The 19,185-nt window shown below is 60.7% G+C and carries 17 protein-coding genes and 1 pseudogene; 6 read left to right on the top strand and 12 right to left on the bottom strand.

Translation table 11 applies throughout. The features are described from left to right. The 11 genes and pseudogenes from tssJ to tssA all read right to left on the bottom strand — a co-directional run bounded on the left by tssJ (position 1) and on the right by tssA (position 12,244). Positions 1 to 486: a type VI secretion system lipoprotein TssJ gene (gene tssJ / locus QF045_RS14245; protein ID WP_306492749.1), complete on the bottom strand. Its 486-nt coding sequence runs from the start codon at positions 484 to 486 to the stop codon at positions 1 to 3. 5 nt (positions 487 to 491) lie between these two features. Then, on the bottom strand, positions 492 to 1,202 hold the full coding sequence (locus QF045_RS14240) for an FHA domain-containing protein (RefSeq protein WP_306492748.1): 711 nt from the start codon (positions 1,200 to 1,202) through the stop codon (positions 492 to 494). A gap of 102 nt (positions 1,203 to 1,304) precedes the next feature. Continuing rightward, positions 1,305 to 1,436 carry a type VI secretion protein gene (locus QF045_RS14235; RefSeq protein ID WP_306492747.1) on the bottom strand — a complete coding sequence of 44 codons (132 nt, stop codon included), beginning with the start codon at positions 1,434 to 1,436 and terminating at the stop codon, positions 1,305 to 1,307. Positions 1,437 to 1,517: 81 nt separating this feature from the next. Further along, positions 1,518 to 3,048 (bottom strand): annotated as a pseudogene (locus QF045_RS14230) (sigma-54 interaction domain-containing protein). After that, a complete protein-coding gene (locus tag QF045_RS14225) occupies positions 3,045 to 5,489 on the bottom strand; it encodes an AAA family ATPase (protein WP_306492746.1) in 2,445 nt (814 codons plus the stop codon). The pseudogene QF045_RS14230 and the gene QF045_RS14225 overlap by 4 nt, the downstream one beginning before the upstream one ends. 6 nt (positions 5,490 to 5,495) lie before the next feature. Continuing rightward, positions 5,496 to 6,503 (bottom strand): type VI secretion system baseplate subunit TssG, encoded by a 1,008-nt coding sequence (gene tssG / locus QF045_RS14220; RefSeq protein WP_306492745.1) that lies wholly within the window; start codon positions 6,501 to 6,503, stop codon positions 5,496 to 5,498. Then, positions 6,467 to 8,254 (bottom strand): type VI secretion system baseplate subunit TssF, encoded by a 1,788-nt coding sequence (tssF, locus tag QF045_RS14215; RefSeq protein WP_306492744.1) that lies wholly within the window; start codon positions 8,252 to 8,254, stop codon positions 6,467 to 6,469. Before tssF ends, tssG begins: the two co-directional genes overlap by 37 nt. Further along, positions 8,244 to 8,645: a type VI secretion system baseplate subunit TssE gene (gene tssE / locus QF045_RS14210; RefSeq protein WP_306492743.1), complete on the bottom strand. Its 402-nt coding sequence runs from the start codon at positions 8,643 to 8,645 to the stop codon at positions 8,244 to 8,246. Before tssE ends, tssF begins: the two co-directional genes overlap by 11 nt. A gap of 14 nt (positions 8,646 to 8,659) precedes the next feature. After that, positions 8,660 to 10,141, bottom strand: a complete 1,482-nt coding sequence (tssC, locus tag QF045_RS14205; RefSeq protein ID WP_306492742.1) for a type VI secretion system contractile sheath large subunit — start codon at positions 10,139 to 10,141, stop codon at positions 8,660 to 8,662. A gap of 15 nt (positions 10,142 to 10,156) precedes the next feature. Then, complete coding sequence (gene tssB, locus QF045_RS14200) at positions 10,157 to 10,666, bottom strand: type VI secretion system contractile sheath small subunit (protein WP_306492741.1); 510 nt, start codon at positions 10,664 to 10,666, stop codon at positions 10,157 to 10,159. 24 nt (positions 10,667 to 10,690) lie between these two features. Next, positions 10,691 to 12,244 carry a type VI secretion system protein TssA gene (gene tssA / locus QF045_RS14195; RefSeq protein WP_306492740.1) on the bottom strand — a complete coding sequence of 518 codons (1,554 nt, stop codon included), beginning with the start codon at positions 12,242 to 12,244 and terminating at the stop codon, positions 10,691 to 10,693. A gap of 477 nt (positions 12,245 to 12,721) precedes the next feature. On the opposite strand from tssA, the gene QF045_RS14190 reads away from it, so the two are divergent. Then, positions 12,722 to 13,237, top strand: coding sequence for an Hcp family type VI secretion system effector (locus tag QF045_RS14190; RefSeq protein ID WP_306492739.1), 516 nt, complete (start codon positions 12,722 to 12,724; stop codon positions 13,235 to 13,237). A 49-nt stretch (positions 13,238 to 13,286) separates the two neighbouring features. Here the strand turns inward: QF045_RS14190 and QF045_RS14185 are convergent, their stop codons facing one another. Further along, positions 13,287 to 14,108, bottom strand: a complete 822-nt coding sequence (locus QF045_RS14185) for an aldo/keto reductase (RefSeq protein ID WP_306492738.1) — start codon at positions 14,106 to 14,108, stop codon at positions 13,287 to 13,289. A 106-nt stretch (positions 14,109 to 14,214) separates the two neighbouring features. Between QF045_RS14185 and QF045_RS14180 the strand changes: the two genes are divergently transcribed. The 5 genes from QF045_RS14180 (at position 14,215) to QF045_RS14160 (ending at position 19,185) form a co-directional block, all read left to right on the top strand. Beyond that, a complete protein-coding gene (locus tag QF045_RS14180) occupies positions 14,215 to 14,709 on the top strand; it encodes a DUF1543 domain-containing protein (RefSeq protein ID WP_306492737.1) in 495 nt (164 codons plus the stop codon). Positions 14,710 to 14,824: 115 nt separating this feature from the next. Then, positions 14,825 to 15,106 carry a peptidylprolyl isomerase gene (locus QF045_RS14175; RefSeq protein ID WP_005788801.1) on the top strand — a complete coding sequence of 94 codons (282 nt, stop codon included), beginning with the start codon at positions 14,825 to 14,827 and terminating at the stop codon, positions 15,104 to 15,106. Between the two features lie 130 nt (positions 15,107 to 15,236). Further along, positions 15,237 to 17,096 carry an extracellular solute-binding protein gene (locus QF045_RS14170; RefSeq protein ID WP_306492736.1) on the top strand — a complete coding sequence of 620 codons (1,860 nt, stop codon included), beginning with the start codon at positions 15,237 to 15,239 and terminating at the stop codon, positions 17,094 to 17,096. Beyond that, positions 17,096 to 18,163, top strand: coding sequence for a microcin C ABC transporter permease YejB (locus tag QF045_RS14165; RefSeq protein ID WP_306492735.1), 1,068 nt, complete (start codon positions 17,096 to 17,098; stop codon positions 18,161 to 18,163). The genes QF045_RS14170 and QF045_RS14165 overlap by 1 nt, the downstream gene beginning before the upstream one ends. Further along, positions 18,163 to 19,185 (top strand): ABC transporter permease, encoded by a 1,023-nt coding sequence (locus QF045_RS14160; protein ID WP_306492734.1) that lies wholly within the window; start codon positions 18,163 to 18,165, stop codon positions 19,183 to 19,185. The genes QF045_RS14165 and QF045_RS14160 overlap by 1 nt, the downstream gene beginning before the upstream one ends.

Here is a 19,185-nt window from a genome sequence, read left to right as displayed (position 1 = left end):
TCACTGCACCTCTTTGTCGGAACGCGGGTCGGCAAGCCGGATGCCGTGTTGATCCAGCACCAGCTCGACACGGTTCACTTGTTGAGCGGCGAGCGGAACGAGCTGACGCCATTGAGCGTGCGGCAAGTCTCGATACGCCGCCAACACACCCACAAAATGACTTTTCGGCCCGACACTCAACTTGAGCGCCCGCCGATCACCCGGGCGCATTTCGATTTCCTCGCTGCTCACCCAGTCTTTTGGCAACACCTGCTCGGCGTGGTCGTACAGGCTGAAAAAGTCGGCATTCTCAAACGCCACGCCATGACGCAGCTCAATCAGATGCAACACGACCGGAGAGGGTCGACCATGAACGTCTGGGTTGACCTGATCACTGGCGGTCAGTACCAGGTCCAGTTTGGTCAATGTCGACAAAGGTGACACGGCGCTGCAACCCGCCAACAGGCCAAGCAGGAGCAACAGAGGCATAAGGGTGACTCGATACATGAACATCATCCTGAATAATCGCTGTGCAAGGTCGAGATCAGACGCACCTGTTCTTCGTAGGCGCGGCCGTGCTGCAACCGTTCAGCCTCCAGCCGAAAAAGGCGCGCCACCTCGATCGCCAGCGCCTTTCGAGCCACATCGTCAAGCCGGCGCAGGTCAAGCCCCAACGCCGCGGCAAACTCCGTCCAGAAGATGTCGCCGGACCCCGGCGCCATGACGGCAGGATCAACCTCGGGAAGCGCCTTGAGCGATCCAACCCGACGCGGGATCGCCACATGTTCGCGGTCGGCGGCATGCCGGTCGGCCCACGTGCCGAACTCGCCCACGCCAGTGCCAGCACTCAACGCCTCCAGCTCATCGGAGGCGCTAAGCCGCTGCTGTTCGAGGTCCAGTGCCTGCAACGGGTCCAGCGCCAGGAACGCATCATCGGGAATCGGTACGCCCGTGATTATCGGCTGCTCACAGGAAGGTTGAATCGGCTCTATCAACCGCGCGCGTATCGACAGTGCTCCGAGTTCGAACACGTCACCCTCCTCGATCAATTGCGCCTGCCCTTTGGGCAGGCGTTCGCGACTGCCGGCCATACGGATACCGTTGCTGCTGATATCCGTGAGGAAGTAACGACCTTCCCGGTAACCCACCAAACCATGGTGACCGGAGAGCAAGCGGCTCGGATCGTGGATGACCCACTCACAGCCGGAGCCACGGCCAATCACACCGCCCCACCCCGTCGAAGATCTTGCGCACCATGGACGCAGGGTTACCGCCTGCGGCCTCACATACCTCAAACACAAGCTGCATGGTCAGGCTCCCTCTTTTCATCGACCACGGGTCACCGCCTGCGGCTCACCCAACGGACGGTACTGGGCATCATCGAATACATAGTTGGCATGACAACCGCCGAGCAAAAGCAGCACAAGCACGGCGACGCGCCATGGACGATCAGGCATCAGGTCTCTCCTCGGTGAAAAAGCCCGCCGTCCGCTATCGGTGGCGGCGGCGATGATTTCGACAAACCTACGGCACACGGCTCAACGCTCCCCACTGGCATCACCGCAGGGAATGTTCAAGCGGGCAAGCCGATACAACAGCGTGCGCCGTGCGACGCCCAGCTCGCGCGCCGTGCGGGTTCGGTTGCCGCGATTCTTGTGCAGGCAGTCGAGCAAAAACACGCGCTCTACCCGCTCCATGCGCTGGCGTAGCGTTACGTCATCTACAGCGGGTCGCGACCGGCGCCTGGGGCAGCGACAGGTGCGTGGGCAGAATCACGTTGTCGTCGCACAGCAGCACGGCGCGCTCCACCAGACACTTGAGTTCACGCACGTTGCCGGGAAAGGGATGACTCGACAGTTGATCGAGGGCGATATTCGACCATTGCACAGGTGTCCTCCCAAGGCTTGCGCACGCCTTGTCGGCGAAATGCCGTGCCAGTTGCAGCACATCCCCATCTCGCTCACGCAAGGCCGGTAGCTGGATGGGAAATTGGGCAAGCCGGTAATAAAGGTCTTCGCGAAAGCTGCCTTCGGCGACCATGGCGGCCAGGTCACGGTGCGTCGCCGCGATGATGCGTACGTCAACCTTGTGCGCAGCACTGGCGCCCAATGGGCGAACTTCCCCTTCCTGCAGGACCCGCAGCAACTTGGCTTGCAGGGACAGCGGCATATCGCCGATTTCATCAAGCAGCAGCGTGCCCCCGTGCGCGGCGTCAAACAGCCCTGCGTAGTTGCGCTCCGCACCGGTAAAGGCGCCTTTTCGGTAACCAAACAGCTCGCTTTCCAACAAGCCTTCCGGGAACGCAGCACAGTTCTGCACCACAAAAGCCTTGTCCGCACGCGGCCCTGCCAGGTGGATGGCGCGAGCCACCACTTCCTTGCCGGTACCGGTTTCGCCGCGCAGCAGGACGGTATAAGGGGTATGCAACACCTTGCTGATCAATTGGCAGGTTTGCGCCATCGCTGTGCTGCTGCCTATCAGGCCATACGTGCCCGCCGACACTGCGCGCCCTTGCGGTGCAACAGCCGGCAAACACCGCAGGCTGCGCAACAGCGCCAATTGGTGCAAGGCGAAGCTGCCGAACTGGCCCAGCGACGTAGCGTAGCCTCGCAACGCTACCGGGCGTTGAGCAGCGCAGAGCAACACGCCCGTGACCGTATTGAGGCGACTGAACAGCGGCACGCTCAATAGGGCGCGCCAGGGTGACGCGAGCGCCGGCAGAAAAGCCGTGTTGCACGCGCTGTTCTGCACATCATCCACACTGACGGCAACGCCTTGGCCCACGGTGTCACGCAGCAAAGGCACGTGTCGCAGATCGAGCCTTGAAGGGGTATCCGCCAGCGAGAGCGTCGCGCTCAGGTGCTGGGCGATCAGAACAAGCCGCCCAGTCACCTCATCAAGCCGGTACAACTGGCAGAGTTCACAGTGGCTCAGTTGTGCCGCTGCCGCGACGCATGCGCCCGGCAGTGAAGCGTCGTCGTTGTCCAGGCCTATACGCGTAAAACAGCCGATCAAGGCGTTGGCATGGGCAAGCGGGTCGGGCAGTTGGTCCAGGTTGTTGTCGCTCATTGGCTGAACTCACAGACAGGCAGGCCGTTGCCATCCACTCGGGCATGCACCAGGCAAACTGGCGCATCCACGGCCATGGCGCCCAGCAGACCGTCCACCATCTGCGGCAATAAATGCCGCTCGAGCCACTGGTCGATATACCGCGCACCGCTGTCAGCGTCAGCGCAACGCTCGGTTATGTGAGTAACCAGTTCAGGCGTATAGGTGAACGCCAGTTTGCGTGATTGCAGCCGTTGCCCAAGGTTCGCGAGCTTGAGTTCGGCCACGTCGCGCAGCACGTTCTCTGCGATCGGGTAATACGGTACGACGCGCATACGGGCGAGCAATGCGGGCTTGAAGTGCGCACGCAGCACCGGATAAATGGCGTCTTGCAGTACCTGGGGTTGCGGTCGTTGACCGTCTGCGCAAAGCGCGTTGATACAGTCGCTTGCGAGGTTGGAAGTCAGCAGCAGCACGGTGTTGCGAAAGTCGATTTCGCGCCCTTCGCCATCATTGGCGCGCCCTTTGTCAAAGACTTGGTAAAACAGGTTCAACACCTCAGGGTCGGCTTTCTCCACCTCGTCGAGCAGCACAACTGAATAAGGACGCTGGCGCACGGCCTCGGTCAGTACCCCGCCCTCGCCATAACCGACATAGCCCGGTGGCGCGCCGATCAATCGGGAGAGCGCGTGCTTCTCCTGGTATTCCGACATGTTGATCGTGGTGACAAACCTTTCCCCGCCGTACAACAGATCCGCCAGGGCCAATGCCGTTTCTGTCTTGCCGACACCGCTTGGCCCCACCAGCAGAAACACCCCGACCGGTGCGTCGACCTTGTTCAGCCCGGCGGCGACCGCGCGCAAGGCACGGTCCAGAGCCTGTACCGCGTGTTCCTGCCCAAGCACGCGGGCGCGCAAAGCCTCGGCAAAACCCAGCACTTTTTCATTCGGTTCAAAGGCCAACTGCTCGGCGGGAATCCCGGTCCAGGCGCTGATGACATGGGCTACGCCACGCGGGCAAACCTCAGGTTCGAGCGACGTTTGCCCGCCGTGCTCGAGCCACTGCTGCTCGAGTAGCTGGCGCTCGGGCTCGAGGGTTTCCAGGCGCAGTTTCAACGCCTGCAAGGCTTGCGCATCCACCGGCAACCCGCTCTCGGCGTCTCGACTCAGCGCCCGCGCCTGCCGTTGGCCCTCGATCAGTTCGACGCGTAGCGCCTGCAATGACTCGGGCGGCATTGCCTGACGCGTGCGAGCACTGGCACACGCAGTGTCCAGCACGTCCACCGCCTTGTCCGGCAATTGCCGACCCACCAGATAGCGCGCGCTCATGCGGGCCGCCGCCACCACCGCATCATCGCGGACATACACGCCATGACTCGCTTCGTAGACAGGCACCAGCCCCCGCAGAATCGACACAGCCTGCTCGACACTGGGCTCGCCGACCTTTACCGGCTGGAATCGCCGCGCCAATGCCGGATCTTTTTCGATGTACTGCTTGTATTCCGACCAGGTAGTCGCGGCGATCGTACGCAGCGCGCCGCGCGCCAACGCCGGCTTGAGCAGGTTGGCCGCGTCCAGCCCACCCGGCTGGCCGCCAGCGCCAACCAAGGTATGGGCTTCGTCGATAAACAGGATTACCGGCTCGGGTGAGGCGCTCACTTCATCGATCACACCTTTTAGGCGCCGCTCGAATTCACCCTTGAGGCCGGCGCCTGCTTGCAGCAAGCCCATATCGAGGGTCAGCACGCGAACAGCCTTAAGGACCTCGGGCACCTGCAACGCCACGATCTGCAACGCCAGCCCTTCCACGATCGCGGTCTTCCCTACCCCAGCCTCCCCCACCAGAATCGGATTGTTCTTGCGCCGCCGCACCAGAATATCGATCAGCTGGCGCACTTCACGCTCACGGCACAGCACCGGGTCTATCCGGCCCTCACGGGCCTGCTGGGTGAGGTCCTGGGTAAAACGCTGCAACAGCGACTCTGTAGCAATCGGCTGATGCTCAGAAGGCCGACTCGTCAGGAAGTCACGCACCCTGCCGGTATCCAGGCGGCTGAGCACGGCATGATAGCGACTGCCCGCGTGCTCCAGCGGATGCTGTAAAAGTGCCAGCAACAGAGCACCGTGATCGACAGAACGTTGGCCCAACTCTACGTGCGCAACCATCACGGCGTGTTGTAACCACAGCACCAGAGTCTGGGCGAACACCGGGTTGCGGGTTGCGCTCTGCTCAATCCTGGGCTGCAAGGCGGCTTGCAGTTCGCCTGTGGAAACGTTGGCGTCTTCCAACGCCTTGGTGATCAGCCCAGCGGGATGCTCGAGCAAGGCCAGGAGCAGATCCTCCACCAATACCTCATGGCCGCCACGTGCCATGCAGCGCTCGGCCGAACGCGTCAGGTCCTCGCGGGTCTGGGGCGTCAATGTACGGATCAGTTTTTGCAGGTCCACATTAATCATGCTCATCAATCCTTAATGAAAATGGCTGGCAAGCGTGATTGCGCCATCCGCTCGCTCATGCTCCAGCCAACTGGTCCAACCCAGGCGGCACGCATTGTTTTCGCCGATGTGCAGTGGCCGGATTTCGCCGGGGGCCAGCACCAGACGCAGGTCAAATTGCAATGCGTCCGGCGCAGCCAAGCGCACCAGCGAACAGGCAGGGACATAAGCCGCTCCCATGGGCAGAAAGGCGTGAAAGTGGTGCCACGCCAAACCTGTGATATGCACCCTGAACTTGCCGCTGCGGTCAGCGACCCGATGCCCCAACACCAGGTCCTGGCCAAGCGCGCAGTTGGCATGGCCCAGGTCATTGCGCTGCGAATGCTCTACGTCCACTGTGCGCTCGACCCACTGCTCGATGAACACCGGGGCATGCTTGAAGTAATACCTCAGGACGGTCTCTATCAACGCGGCCGAGTGCGCTCGCAGGCTCAACAACCCGAGGTAAGGCAGCAAGCGCTTGCAATCGAGACCCGAGGCGGCCCGTATGGCATGGCTGCCGAGGCCGACCAGGGCAAACATATGCTGCGAAAACCCATCACTGGCGCCCGGTTGAAAGCACGCCCGGTAACGGTATTTGCGCCAGATCGGCAGCAGCAGACGGTGCAGTCGGTGATGGAACATATCGAGGAAGTCCCGCGAAGGGTTGCCACCTGCGCGCTCTGCAACCGCCTGCTCGGCATAGAACGCGGGCAATGGTGACCCCGCGCCGAACAAGCCCAGCACATTGATGCGCAAACGTGCCCGCAAACTCCCCTGGTCCATGAAAAACTCCATACGGTCGATATCGTGTCCGGCAAACCCCAGGCCGGGGTTGGCCTGGAATTCGAGCCGGTCATACAACGCATCCTCGTCCAGCTGTGGATGCGCTTCACGTAAGCGTGCAATCACCTGCACCACCGCCTGGAACAGCGTGTATTCGCGGATGGCACGGCAAAGCTGAGTCAAAGCAGGGGTTGCTGCCCCATCCGGAACGGCCATAGATACACGTCTCCTTGTGTGCTGATAACTCGCAACTCGAGGTACGAATTGAGGCTGGCATAGAGTGCAAAAAACTGATTGAGCACCGAGGCGAACACGAACAGATCGCCTTGACCTGCAAAGCCCAGAGGATCCACCGTAAGGTCCACCCGCAGTCCGCGAATCGGCAGGCCGCGGTGCAGCCGGTCAACCGCTTCGTGCTGAATGGCGCGCAACGCGCCCAGCTTTTTCTGGCTGATTTTCAGCGCCTGTCGATCGTGATAGCGCGGCAGGTCGTAGGTCTCGAGAATGACTTTCAGTGCGTTGATATCGGTCAACGACAGATAGTTGAGCGACATGTTGCTGATGAGTTTCCACAGAAAATCCTGCTCAAGTGGCGGCGCAAAACTGGCGGTTGGCGCGGTGATGTTGCGAAACGTCAATGATTCAGGCGTGTGCTCGCTGGGCTGGTTGATCTCACCTGCCCGCAACTGTTGCGGCAAGCCGGCATTGGTACAGGTCAGCTCGATCGACAGGGTCTCCGGGCCCGGTTCGCGCCGATCGCTAAATCCTATCCAGGTATCCAGCCCGTCGTGCTGTGCCGAAGGGCGCTGGCGGATGCTGAAGCTGGGGTGTGCCCCCGACGTCGCCAGGCCGCTGTCATGCTCGAACGACTCAAAGGGCACGTACGTTTGATACCCCAAGCCACCGGGGCGCCATCCCGTAACGCGCTCAACCGAAAACACATTGGCATTGGCCGCAGCATATTCCCCCGGCAACAGCAGGTATTCGTCCTGCTTTCCATCCAGCCGAATGGGTATTGCATCGTGACTGAACAGGTTGACGATAGGCGTGCAGTACAGCTTGACGTTGTCCAGGGTGGGCCGCTGAGGTGCACGGCCCTGGGCGCGCAGCTCGAAGCGCAACACCATGCCATGTGCCTGATCGAGGACCTCCTGCGGCAACCGATGCAGGGCTTCCAACCCTTGTACATCGACAAACAGGTACTTCTCGGGAAACGTGAAATATTCCTGCAGGTGGCGATATCCATCGAAGGTATTTTGCGGGTACGGAATCAGCGCGTGTTCCGGTGCAAACCCCACCGGCTGAACCTGACTGGCGCCGAGGCGTACCGTCGCAGGTCGACCATCGACCCCGTTGACCGGCAAACCGCTCTGGTCCAGTAGCTGCACATGGATGCCGTCCAGGTGTCGCAGCAAGTTGAGGTACAGACCTTGGCTTACGTAGTGATCCCCGGCCAGGTGCAGTCGCAACGAGCCGAATGCCAGCGCACTGAAGTTTCCCTCCGCGCTCAGGGTCAGGCGCAGGTCCAACCAGTCCACATCGCTCTGGCAGGTGTAATCCAGGCTGCGAAGTTGCAAGGGCATGACATCAGTGGCATAGCACGTTCTGAACCGGCAACGATCGCCTTGAATGAGCACGCTTTCCACGGCGGTATCGCGTGCCACGCGAACGCTGGGGCCGGCGTATTTCAACGGGTCGAACTGCAGGATGCTGAAAGCCGGCATTGGCCGCATGTAATTGGGCCATAGCAGGTGCATCAAAGAATGCGTCAACTCTGGCAGCTCGTCATCGAGCTTCTGGCGCAGGCGCGCGGTCAGAAACGCAAAGCCCTCCAGCAAACGTTCCACATCCGGGTCCTGACCGGTCTCGGCAAGAAACGGTGCCAGGGCCGGGTTTCGTTCGGAAAAGCGCCGCCCGAGTTGCCGCAGGTCACTGAGTTCGCGTTGAAAATAGCGATTAAGGGCCATCTGCGCGAACCTCTACCTGACCTGCTTGCGCCAGGCGCGCATGGAACACGACCGGTTGTATGCCACCGTCGATGAGCAGCCCAGCCTCAATGGCGAACGCCAACGCCAAGGTTTCATGGACACGGGGTAGCACCCTGACGCGCACATTCACCAGCCGTGGCTCATAAGCCTGGATGAAGCGCTCGATCAGCAGGCGCGACTGGGTCAGGCATTCATGCAGGCTGAGCCGCATATCATTGAGATCGGGCAAGCCGTAATCCGGCAGCGTCTGCACGCTGCCTGCACGGGTGCTGAGCATTTTCGTCAAATGCGCGGCGACGGACGTCACGCGGCACACGCTGGGGGACGTATCGGACTCAAGGCGCTCGAAAAGGCTGCTGGGGTGGCGCATCCCCTGGCCTCGGCTCATTCTTTGTCGAGCTTGCCAACAAGGGACAAAGTGAAGTCCGCCCCCATGTACTTGAAATGCGGCCGTACGCTCAAACTGACGCGGTACCAGCCTGGCTCACCCTCGACATCGCTGACGACAATTCGCGCTGCGCGCAGTGGGCGGCGACCGCGAACTTCGGCGCTGGGGTTTTCCTGATCCGCCACGTATTGGCGAATCCACTTGTTGAGTTCCAACTCCAGGTCAGTCCGCTCCTTCCACGAGCCCAGTTGTTCACGCTGCAGAACCTTGAGGTAGTGAGCCAGCCGATTGACCACCATCATGTACGGCAACTGGGTGCCGAGCCGGTAGTTCAGCTCGGCGGCCCTGCCCTCTTCGCTGATGCCGAACGTCTTGGGCTTCTGCACGGAGCTGGCGGAAAAGAAGGCCGCGTTGTCACTGCCCTTGCGCATGGTCAGCGCAATGAACCCTTCCTGCGACAACTCGTATTCGCGCCGGTCTGACACCAGTACCTCGGTCGGAATCTTGGTTTCTATCTCGCCCATGCTCTGAAAGTGATGCAACGGCAGGTCCTCGACCGCCCCGCCGCTCTGGGGGCCGATGATGTTCGGGCACCAGCGAAAGCGCGCGAAACTGTCGGTCAGGCGAGTGGCGAAGGCGTAGGCCGTATTGCCCCACAGGTAGTGCTCGTGGCTGTTGACCACATTTTCCTGGTAGGCAAAGGTTTTTACCGGGCTCTCAAGGGGATCGTAAGGCGTGCGCAGCAGAAAACGCGGCACGGTGAGGCCGATGTAGCGGGCGTCTTCGCTCTGGCGAAAGCTCTGCCATTTGGCAAACTGCGGACCTTCGAAATGATCCCTGAGGTCCTTGAGGTCAGGTAGACCCGTGAAGCTTTCCAGGCCAAAGAAACCTGGCCCGGCGGCAGCGATGAACGGTGCGTGAGCCATACCGGCAACGCTGGACACGTATTGCATGAGTTTCACATCTGGCGCGCTGGGTGACAGGAAGTAGTTGGCGATGATCGCCCCGACCGGCTGACCGCCAAACTGGCCGTATTCGGCACTGTAGATATGCTTGTAGAGCCCCGACTGGGTGACTTCCGGGGAATCCTCGAAATCGTCCAGCAGGTCTTGCCGTGAAACATTGAGCAGCTCTATCTTGATGTTCTCGCGAAAATCGGTGCGCTCGACCAGCAGTTGCAGCCCTCGCCACGCCGACTCCAGTGCCTGGAAGTCGGGGTGGTGCAGGATCTCGTCCATCTGTTGGCTGAGCTTGGCATCGATTTCGGCGATCATCCGGTCGACCAGACGCTTCTTGACTGGCTCTTCACGGTTGTGAGGCTTGACCAGTTCTTGGATAAACGCCGACACCCCGCGCTTGGCGATGCTGTACGCCTCGTCATCGGCACTCAGTAACGTCTGGGCAATGATGTTGTCGAGAATGCTGCCCTCGTCGGTGGCTTTTGACTGGGACTGTGGGTTGTACTGGGTAGCTGTCATGGTGTCAGTGTCCTTTTACTGAATAGGTTCGGCATCGGCGCCGCTCAACCCCAACTCGGCCAGTACCCGCGCACGGGAGTCGTCATCGGTCAGTGCCTGCTCAATGGCTTTACGAAAGCTCGGGGTGTTGCCCAGCGGCCCCTTGAGCGCCACCAATGCCTCGCGCAGCACCATCAGCTTTTGCAGCTGTGGTATTTGCTCAACGAGGTTCGCGGGATTGAAGTCTTTCATCGCGTTGATGCGGACCTGGACCGCCAGCTCTTCAACGTCAGCGTCCTCCTGAAGGCGATTGGGCACGCTCAAGGTCAGGTTCAGGGCCTGTTTGGCCAACACCTCGTCGAGGCTGTTCCTATCGATCCCAATAGGCTTGCGGTCCTCTAGCTTGCGCGGGTCCTCGCGTTGCGAGAAATCCCCCAGCACCAGCAGCTTCAACGGCAGTTCGACTTCCTCCTGTGCACCGCCGATCGCGGGTTTGAAAGTGATATTGATACGTTCCTTGGGTGCCACCGAACCGTCTTTGGCCACGGTGTTTCTCCTTTTTGATGATGGTTATTCGAGCACTGCTTGCAGATCGAAATGGCACAACCGGCGGTGCGTGGCGTCCTTGCTTTCGCGCACGGCGTGGCTTTGTGGCAACAGGTCATAGCAGCGATACAGGAGCCGACCGACGTGCAGGGCCAGCTCCGGCTCCCAGCGGTCCAGGCCCTCGCGCTGTAATTCGAGGTCCAGCTGCTCCAGCTGGATCCTGGCCAAGTCAGGCTTGCCCGCCCGTATGCACAACCTGGCCAGTGCCAGCCGCCAATGGAAGCGCGCGCGTTCACTGCAGGCGCTGTGCAAACCCTGCTTGAGTACGCCGACCGCCGCCTTGAGCCCCTCCTTGCGCAAGCTGGGCATGACCGCCTGCAACGCGGTTTCCCAGGGCTCGCCGCTGACATCGGCGGCAGTACTGAAAGGTTCGGCTTTGTGCAGGTGGCGAGCCACGTGGTGCGTGATCCACTCACGGGTCTGCGGGCCCGCAAACGGTGTACCGTCGGCGAAGCGCAATTCAGGCAAATTCGGCAAACGTTGCAATAACAGGGCGAAGGCGGTTTCCAGTTCGGTCATGGCCAGGTTTGCGTGCAAGGCTTCAAGGCATTCCCAGACCATGCGCAGCCCATCGAACCAGAACAATGCGCCTCCCAGGCTGACCTCGAGTTCCAGCAACAGCTCGGCATGATGGCCGTGGTCGAGACGCTCCTGGTAACGTTTGAGCTTGTCGGGAGCCAGCGGTGGCAATGCCGTTACGCCCTCACTGCTGGCATCCGGATAATTGACCAGGCTCAGCCAGGCCAGGGTGCGTCCCAAACGCAGGGCCCGCAGGTCGGTGGCATTCTGGCGCAACCACCAGGCACACAACGTGCGGGCCTGCTCCTGCAAGGCCCGCAGTACTTTTTGCGCATCTTTTTCGTTGCTGATCGGCGCCTCGGGCTTGAGCAACTGCGTGGTTGCCTGCTTGACCTGAGCAATCACACCCGCAACGCCTCCTGGCTCCTTGCCGCCTTGCGCAGCACGCGCCAGACGCTCCGCCAGTTGCCGCCGGACCGGCAATAACAACGGAGCGTCACTGCCAAGATGCTCGTTCAAGCGCTCATCAAGGCGCACCAGGTTTGCCTGCAGTGCCTGGAACACAGGCAGTTGGTCGACCACCGAGAGGTTTTGCGAGAAGAGCGGGTCGAGGCGAGTCGTCAGCCAACCCAATGCGGCAGCACGTGTGCGCAGCTTGGCGGGATAGACCACCGCCCAATGATGCTCGCAGAGATAAACCAGCAACACGAGCCCGGCCAGTAAGCCGGCAAATGAATCACGCTGGTGCAGCGCCCAGGTGAGCCACACAGCCACGCGCAGATCCTTGGATTGCTCACGCAACAGGCGCTCGCTGATGTCGCAGACTAGCTGCCAATCCGGGGGGCTCACGCCATGCAGTGAGTGTGTCTTGGCAATCTCGGCTTCTACGCTTTCAAACTCGCTCGAAAAGCGCACGTCATTGCCGGCGAAACTGCCTGGCGAACAAGGTGTTCGCGCAAGTTCGCGGTAATAATTGCTGAGCTTTTCTGAATGAACCATTTATGGACCGCACACAACTATGAAGGCTGGGCAGGCAAACTAAGCGCCGTAAAGTACGGAGCAGGTTGCCGATTAACGCTCGTTCAATACGCAACGAAGTGACCGAACCTTAGCCATCAGAAAAACAATCAGCAAGCGATAGCCGCGCAATTAAGGAATTTCCTACAAGCCCCCAAAATCAAGGCCTGCGCAGTTAGTTGCGCACTCAAAAAAATCAAATAACCCTCAATCACCTCCATCTGCGCCTAACCACTCATTGTTAATTGTGAGCAATTAAATGCACACTTGCGCGCAACTTCAGATACTAAAATCCTGCAAAAACACGCGCAACTTCCAAGCACTTTCAAGGTGTTAGTATCCCCTGCCCTTATTTCATTGGCCCACGCACTTTCAGGCACGCTTTTTGTTATAGGCATTTGCCCGACCGGTAACCTCGCCGTTCGGCAGCACCTACTCAATCAGACAAGGAAACCCGTCATGCCAACACCCGCGTACCTCTCCGTCACCGGTGTCAAACAAGGCTTGATCACCGCAGGTACATTTACTCAGGACTCGGTAGGAAACATTTATCAGGAAGGCCATGAGGACCAGATCCTGGTGCAGGCGTTTGCGCACCAGGTGATCATTCCCCGCGATCCGCAATCGGGTCAGCCTACCGGCCAGCGCGTGCATAAACCGCTGATGATCAGCAAGGTTTTCGACAAGTCCTCGCCGCTGCTTTTCAGCGCGCTGACTTCGGGGGAAGAGGTGTCATGCCGGCTGGAATGGTTCCGTACTTCTTCGGCAGGCACTCAGGAGCATTACTTCACCATTGAACTGGAAGGCGCGACGATTGTGGACATTCAGTCGCGGATGCCCAACTGCCAGGATCCGGACAATGCTCATTTCACCCACCTGGAGGACGTGCATTTCACCTATCGCAAGATCGTCTGGACGCATGAAGTGGCCGGCACTTCCGGCTCGGACGACTGGCGCAGTCCGGTAGCCGGCTAACCGCGGCGCGGGCGGGAACGGTCCAGGGACGGCACCGTTCCTGTTGGCGCTACACCATCGCCAGCGGGTGTTTACGTTTGGGCGCGCCAAATACGCGGTCGATCGCGTCCAGGTCATGCTCGTCCAGTACCAGCTTCGCAGCAGCGGCATTTTGCCGTATGTGTTCGGGCGTTACTGCCTTGGGGATGGCGATCACGCCTTGTTGTCGCAGGACCCAGGCGAGGGAGACCTGCGCGGGGGTGGCCTCATGACGATGGGCGATCTGCTTGAGGGTCGGACTCGCGAGCAGCTCGCCGCCCTGGGCAATGGGACAGTACGCCATCAATGGCAAATGGTGCTGTTGCCACCATGGCAGCAGGTCGAATTCGATACCCCGCTCTTCAATGTTGTAGAGCACCTGGTTAGTCGCACAGGCAGGGGACGCCAGCTCCTGCAGGTCTGCCACATCAAAGTTGGAGACGCCCCAACGGCCGATCTTGCCCGCTTCGCGCAACCGCTCAAACGCTTCGACGGTTTCGGCAAGGGGGTACTGACCGCGCCAGTGCAGCAGATACAGATCAATATAGTCGGTGCCCAGGCGCTGAAGGCTCGCTTCGCAAGCGCGGGGCACGCCCTGGCTGCTGGCATTGTGCGGGTAGACCTTGCTCACCAGGAACACCCGGTCGCGCCTGCCCTTGATGGCCTCACCGACCACCTCCTCTGCACCGCCCTCGCCATACATTTCGGCAGTGTCGATCAGGGTCAGGCCCTCGTCGATACCCAGTTGCAATGCGCCCACTTCAGCGCGGCGCTGGTTCGGGTCTTCGCCCATGCGCCAGGTTCCCTGGCCGATGACAGGCACGGGAACGCCGGCCAGATCGATAGTACGCATGACAACCTCCTGATCAGTTCGCGGATTAACAGTGTGGCATTGACCGGACAAAAGGGTTCAATCGCAGTATGGTTGGCCTTTGATCAATCGCCAGGAATCACCCGCAATGCTGTTTGTCGTGATGCTCGGGGGCAAGCACCCCAGGGCCCGGATCGAAGTACATGATGTGGCGTTTGCTGTGGCGGACACGCTGCAGGCCACCTACCCGCAATTGCGCGAAGCCTGGTTCGGCAGCCCCAAGGGCGTGCACATCGATTCGTGGATGGCGGTCGATGGCGTCGACGGCTGGAAGGTCGAACTCAGCCCATTGGCACCACGCGGCGATGCGCCTCACTTGTATTTCATCAACCTCGGCGGCTACGAGACCAACCGCTTCGGCGAAGCCCATCATTACCTGTTGCTGGTCGCGCGCGACAAACGGGAAGCGATGAGCAAGGGCAAGCAGCAGTTGTTGCGCCACTGGACCCAGGGGCATACCGACGCAGTCATGGACATTGACGATTGCCTGCCCATCGACCTGGTGGACGGTCGCTATATCCATCTCGTGCAAGGCCCGCACGCCGCGATTGTCCAGCAAAACGACTACATCGTTCTGGCCTGAACCCCGTGTGCCAGGCGGTTCCCGACCCGCTCAGGCAACCAGCGGGAACTTTGCCGGGAAATAACCGCCTGAATCCGGTAGGCTCACCGTTTTTTCACTCAAGGAGTTATTCCCCATGGCCAAAGCCACCGCCCGCCACATCCTCGTTTCCACTGAAGACAAGTGCAACGAACTCAAGGCTCAGATCGAAGGCGGCGCTGATTTCGCAGAAATCGCCAAAGCCAACTCCAGCTGCCCGTCCAGCCGTCAAGGCGGTGACCTGGGTTCGTTCGGTCCAGGCCAGATGGTCAAGGAATTCGACACCGTCGTGTTCAGCGCCCCGGTCAATACCGTACAAGGCCCGGTGAAAACCCAGTTCGGTTATCACCTGCTGGAAGTCACCAGCCGCCAGGACTGATCCTGTCTGCGATGACGCTGTAAACAACGGCCCGCCATCTGGCGGGCCGTTGTGCATGTGATGACTGACGACACTTAAGCCGTTAACGTACCGCTCTCTATTCTTTGTTCATCCGCGCTCAAGGCTGATAATGCGATTGGCTTTTCCAAAACTGCTCCGTATCACCCTGGTCTTGCTCATGACCAGCAGCGCCGTGATCGCGGCGCCACAAGCATCCCTCACGGTGTACGGCGAGCCGGCCAAGTACGCCGATGGCTTCAGCCATTTCGACTATGCCAACCCCAATGCCCCCAAAGGTGGCAGCCTGCGCCGCTCCGCCCTGGAAATCGGGCGCTTTGACCATGTATTGCCGTATATCGATAAAGGCATCGGTGTCTCCCAGGTCGATGGCTGGCTCTATGCGCCACTGGCCCAGCGCTCCCTGGATGAGCCCTATACAGTCTACGGCCTGGTCGCGCAAAAGATGGAGCGCGCCGACGACGGTCTGTCGTTGCGTTTCTACCTCAACCCCAAGGCGCGGTTTGCCGATGGCAAGCCCATCACCGCCGAAGACGTGCGTTACAGCTTCGATCTGTTGATGACCCAAGGCAGCCTGCGCTTTCGGACGCTGTTCGCCGACGTCAAGCACGTCGAAGTGGAAAGCGAGCGCCAGGTGCGCTTCGACTTCTCCAGCAATGAAAACCGTACCCTGCCCCTGGATATCGCCACGCTGCCAGTGTTTCCCGAGCACTGGTGGAAGACCCGCGATTTCGCCAACGGCGGCGGCTATGAAGCCCCACTCGGCAGCGGCCCGTACAAGGTCAGCAAGATCGACTCGGGCAATACCATCACCTTTACCCGCGACCCCGATTGGTGGGGTAAGGACTTGCCGGTCAGCCGGGGCCTGTACAACTTCGATCACCTGAGCCTGGAGTATTTCGGCGACACCGAAGTGGCGCGCCAAGTGCTGCGTGGCGGCGCCTACGATTTCAACCGGGAGTTTTCCGCCACGGGGTATTCCATCGGCTATAACGGCCCGGCCCTTGACGATGGGCGCCTGCAACGCGCGCATCTGGCCAAGGAAATGCCGCAACCGGCCCAGGGCTATGTGTTCAACGTGCAAAAGCCGATGTTCAAGGACCGCAGGGTGCGCCAGGCCCTGGCCATGCTGTGGGATTTCGAATGGGCCAACCGGCAGATGATGCGCAACCTCTACATCCGCCAGCAGAGCTTTTTCTCCAACAGCCCGCTCGCCGCCACCCAGCTACCGACCCAGGAAGAACTGGCGATCCTGGAGCCCCTGCGCGGGCAGATTCCCGATGAAGTATTTACCCAGGTGTTCAAGGCGCCCGTCACCGATGGCAGCGGCATGATCCGCGACAAGCAGTTGCAGGCCCTGGCCCTGCTGGAGCAAGCCGGCTGGAAGCCTGAAGGCGACCAACTGGTCAACGCCGAGGGCGAGCCGCTGACGTTTACATTCCTCAATGCCCAGGCGGGCGTGGAACGTCTACTGCTGCCGTACAAACGCAACCTGGCGCAAATCGGCATCACCTTGAATATCCGCCGTATCGACTCCTCCCAGTACGTCAACCGCTTGATGGCACGTGACTACGACATGATCGTCACCGGGTTTCCGGTGACCACCTCGCCGGGCATGGAGCTGTACAATTTCTTCGGCTCCGCCGCCGCGTTCGATCCGGGCGCCAACAACTACATGGCACTCCAGGACCCAGCCGTCGACCGCCTGATCAAGGGCCTGGTCAAGGCCGATACCCAGGCGCAGATGCTCACCTATGCCCACGCGCTGGACCGCGTGCTGCAATGGAACTACTTGTGGATTCCCAACTACTACCCGCCCGGCACGTCCGCCGCGTGGTGGAACCGCTTCGGCCGCCCGGCCATCGAGGCGAAAAACGATGAAGCCCTGGAAACCTGGTGGGAAGTCAGCCCGACGCCACTGACCAACGCGCAGATGCGAGCCGAGCTGGAAAAACGCGGGGGTGCGCACTGATGTTTGCCTATATCGTGCGGCGCCTGCTGCTGATCATCCCGACGCTGGTCATCATCCTGCTGGTGAATTTCGTGATCGTGCAGGCCGCCCCGGGCGGGCCGGTCGAACAAGCCATTGCCCACCTGCAAGGCATCGGCGGCGGCGGTGTCGGCGGTGTCGGCGGTGGCTCAGGCGAAGCCATCAGCGGCTCGCGGGCCAGCCGCGGCCTGGACCCGAAACTGATCAAGGACATCGAAAAGCAATACGGCTTCGACAAGCCTGCGCCGGAACGCCTGTGGCTGATGCTCAAGAGCTACGCCCAACTGGACTTCGGCAACAGCTTCTTTCGCGGTTCGACGGTGATCGACCTGATCCTGGAAAAGATGCCGGTCACCATTTCCCTTGGCCTGTGGGCCACCCTCATCACTTACCTGGTGTCGATCCCCTTGGGCATCCGCAAGGCCGTGCGCCATGGCAGCAGCTTTGATGTGTGGAGCAGCACCGCCATCGTGATCGGCTATGCCATGCCAGCGTTCCTGTTTGCGATGTTCCTCATCGTGGTGTTTGCCGGCGGCACGTCGCTGAACTGGTTCCCGGTGCGCGGATTGGTGTCGGAGAATTTCGAAGAGCTGAGCACCGTGGGCAAGATCGCCGATTACTTCTGGCACCTTGTATTGCCGGTCACGTCGCTGGTGATCGGTGGTTTCGCCACGCTGACCATCCTCACCAAAAACTCGTTCCTCAACGAAATCACCCGGCAGTACGTGGTCACCGCGCGCGCCAAGGGCTTGAGCGAACGCCGCGTGCTCTACGGCCATGTGTTTCGCAACGCGATGCTGCTGGTGATTTCCGGGATTCCCCAGGCGTTCATCAGCGTGTTCTTCGCCGGTTCCCTGCTGATCGAAGTGATCTTTTCCCTCGATGGCCTGGGCCGCATGAGTTATGAGGCGGCGGTGTCGCGGGACTACCCGGTGGTGTTTGGTTCGCTGTTCATCTTCACCCTGTTCGGGCTCTTGATAAAACTCATCGGTGACCTGTGTTACACCCTGGTGGACCCGCGTATCGACTTCGCCGCGAGGAACGCCTGATGCTCAACCTGTCTCCGGTGGCGCGTCGGCGTTTCGAGCGCTTCAAGAAAAACCGTCGTGGCTGGTGGTCTCTCTGGCTATTCATTGGCTTGTTTATCCTGACCCTGGGTGGCGAATTGATCGCCAACGACAAGCCCCTGGTGCTCAGCTTCAAGAACGAGCTGTATTTCCCGGTGTTCAAGCGCTACACCGAACAGCAGTTCGGCGGGCAATTGCCGTTCCAGGCCGATTACCGCAGCGATTACGTGCAGCAGCTGATCAAGCAGGACGGCGGCTGGATGCTGTTTCCACCGGTCCCGTTCAGCGACGACACGCCCAATTACGAGCTGACCCGCCCTGCCCCCAGCCCGCCGTCGACGGTGAACTGGCTGGGCACCGATGACCAGTCGCGGGATGTGTTGGCGCGGGTGATCTTCGGCGCGCGGGTGTCGATCCTGTTTGCCCTGGCGCTGACCGCGATCAGCGCCGCCATCGGCATCGCCGCCGGGGCGTTACAGGGTTACTACGGCGGCTGGGTGGACTTGCTGGGGCAACGCATCCTGGAGGTGTGGTCCGGGCTGCCGGTGCTGTACCTGCTGATTATCCTGTCGGGCTTCGTCGAGCCCAATTTCTGGTGGTTGCTGGGCATCATGGCGCTGTTTTCCTGGCTGGCGCTGGTGGACGTGGTGCGCGCCGAGTTTCTGCGCGGGCGCAACCTGGAGTATGTCAAGGCCGCGCGCGCCCTGGGCCTGGGGGACGGCACGATCATTGGCCGGCATATCCTGCCCAATGCGATGACTGCCACCCTGAGCTATTTGCCGTTTATCCTGACCGGGGCGATTTCGACCTTGAGCGCCCTGGATTTCCTCGGCTTCGGCATGCCGGCCGGCAGTGCTTCGCTGGGCGAGTTGATCGCCCAGGGTAAACAGAACCTGCAAGCGCCCTGGCTGGGCCTGACGGCGTTTTTCACCCTGGCACTGATTCTGTCGCTGCTGGTGTTTATCGGCGAGGCGTTGCGCGATGCCTTCGACCCTCGCTCATGA

It is taken from the genome of Pseudomonas sp. W4I3, assembly GCF_030816195.1.
GTDB lineage: Bacteria > Pseudomonadota > Gammaproteobacteria > Pseudomonadales > Pseudomonadaceae > Aquipseudomonas.
The sequence above is the reverse complement of the archived record's forward strand: the minus strand, read 5'-3'. Positions and strand labels throughout refer to the sequence as shown.

What these genes read in the sequence shown, in the direction of transcription:
- QF045_RS14235 (WP_306492747.1), bottom strand. Translation starts at nt 1,436, where the DNA reads ATGCCTGATCGTCCATGGCGCGTCGCCGTGCTTGTGCTGCTTTTGCTC.
- tssG (WP_306492745.1), bottom strand. Translation starts at nt 6,503, where the DNA reads ATGGCCGTTCCGGATGGGGCAGCAACCCCTGCTTTGACTCAGCTTTGC.
- QF045_RS14225 (WP_306492746.1), bottom strand. Translation starts at nt 5,489, where the DNA reads ATGAGCATGATTAATGTGGACCTGCAAAAACTGATCCGTACATTGACG.
- tssE (WP_306492743.1), bottom strand. Translation starts at nt 8,645, where the DNA reads ATGCGCCACCCCAGCAGCCTTTTCGAGCGCCTTGAGTCCGATACGTCC.
- tssF (WP_306492744.1), bottom strand. Translation starts at nt 8,254, where the DNA reads ATGGCCCTTAATCGCTATTTTCAACGCGAACTCAGTGACCTGCGGCAA.
- QF045_RS14160 (WP_306492734.1), top strand. Translation starts at nt 18,163, where the DNA reads ATGCTCAACCTGTCTCCGGTGGCGCGTCGGCGTTTCGAGCGCTTCAAG.
- tssJ (WP_306492749.1), bottom strand. Translation starts at nt 486, where the DNA reads ATGTATCGAGTCACCCTTATGCCTCTGTTGCTCCTGCTTGGCCTGTTG.
- QF045_RS14185 (WP_306492738.1), bottom strand. Translation starts at nt 14,108, where the DNA reads ATGCGTACTATCGATCTGGCCGGCGTTCCCGTGCCTGTCATCGGCCAG.
- tssC (WP_306492742.1), bottom strand. Translation starts at nt 10,141, where the DNA reads ATGACAGCTACCCAGTACAACCCACAGTCCCAGTCAAAAGCCACCGAC.
- QF045_RS14165 (WP_306492735.1), top strand. Translation starts at nt 17,096, where the DNA reads ATGTTTGCCTATATCGTGCGGCGCCTGCTGCTGATCATCCCGACGCTG.
- tssA (WP_306492740.1), bottom strand. Translation starts at nt 12,244, where the DNA reads ATGGTTCATTCAGAAAAGCTCAGCAATTATTACCGCGAACTTGCGCGA.
- QF045_RS14170 (WP_306492736.1), top strand. Translation starts at nt 15,237, where the DNA reads ATGCGATTGGCTTTTCCAAAACTGCTCCGTATCACCCTGGTCTTGCTC.
- QF045_RS14190 (WP_306492739.1), top strand. Translation starts at nt 12,722, where the DNA reads ATGCCAACACCCGCGTACCTCTCCGTCACCGGTGTCAAACAAGGCTTG.
- QF045_RS14180 (WP_306492737.1), top strand. Translation starts at nt 14,215, where the DNA reads ATGCTGTTTGTCGTGATGCTCGGGGGCAAGCACCCCAGGGCCCGGATC.
- QF045_RS14175 (WP_005788801.1), top strand. Translation starts at nt 14,825, where the DNA reads ATGGCCAAAGCCACCGCCCGCCACATCCTCGTTTCCACTGAAGACAAG.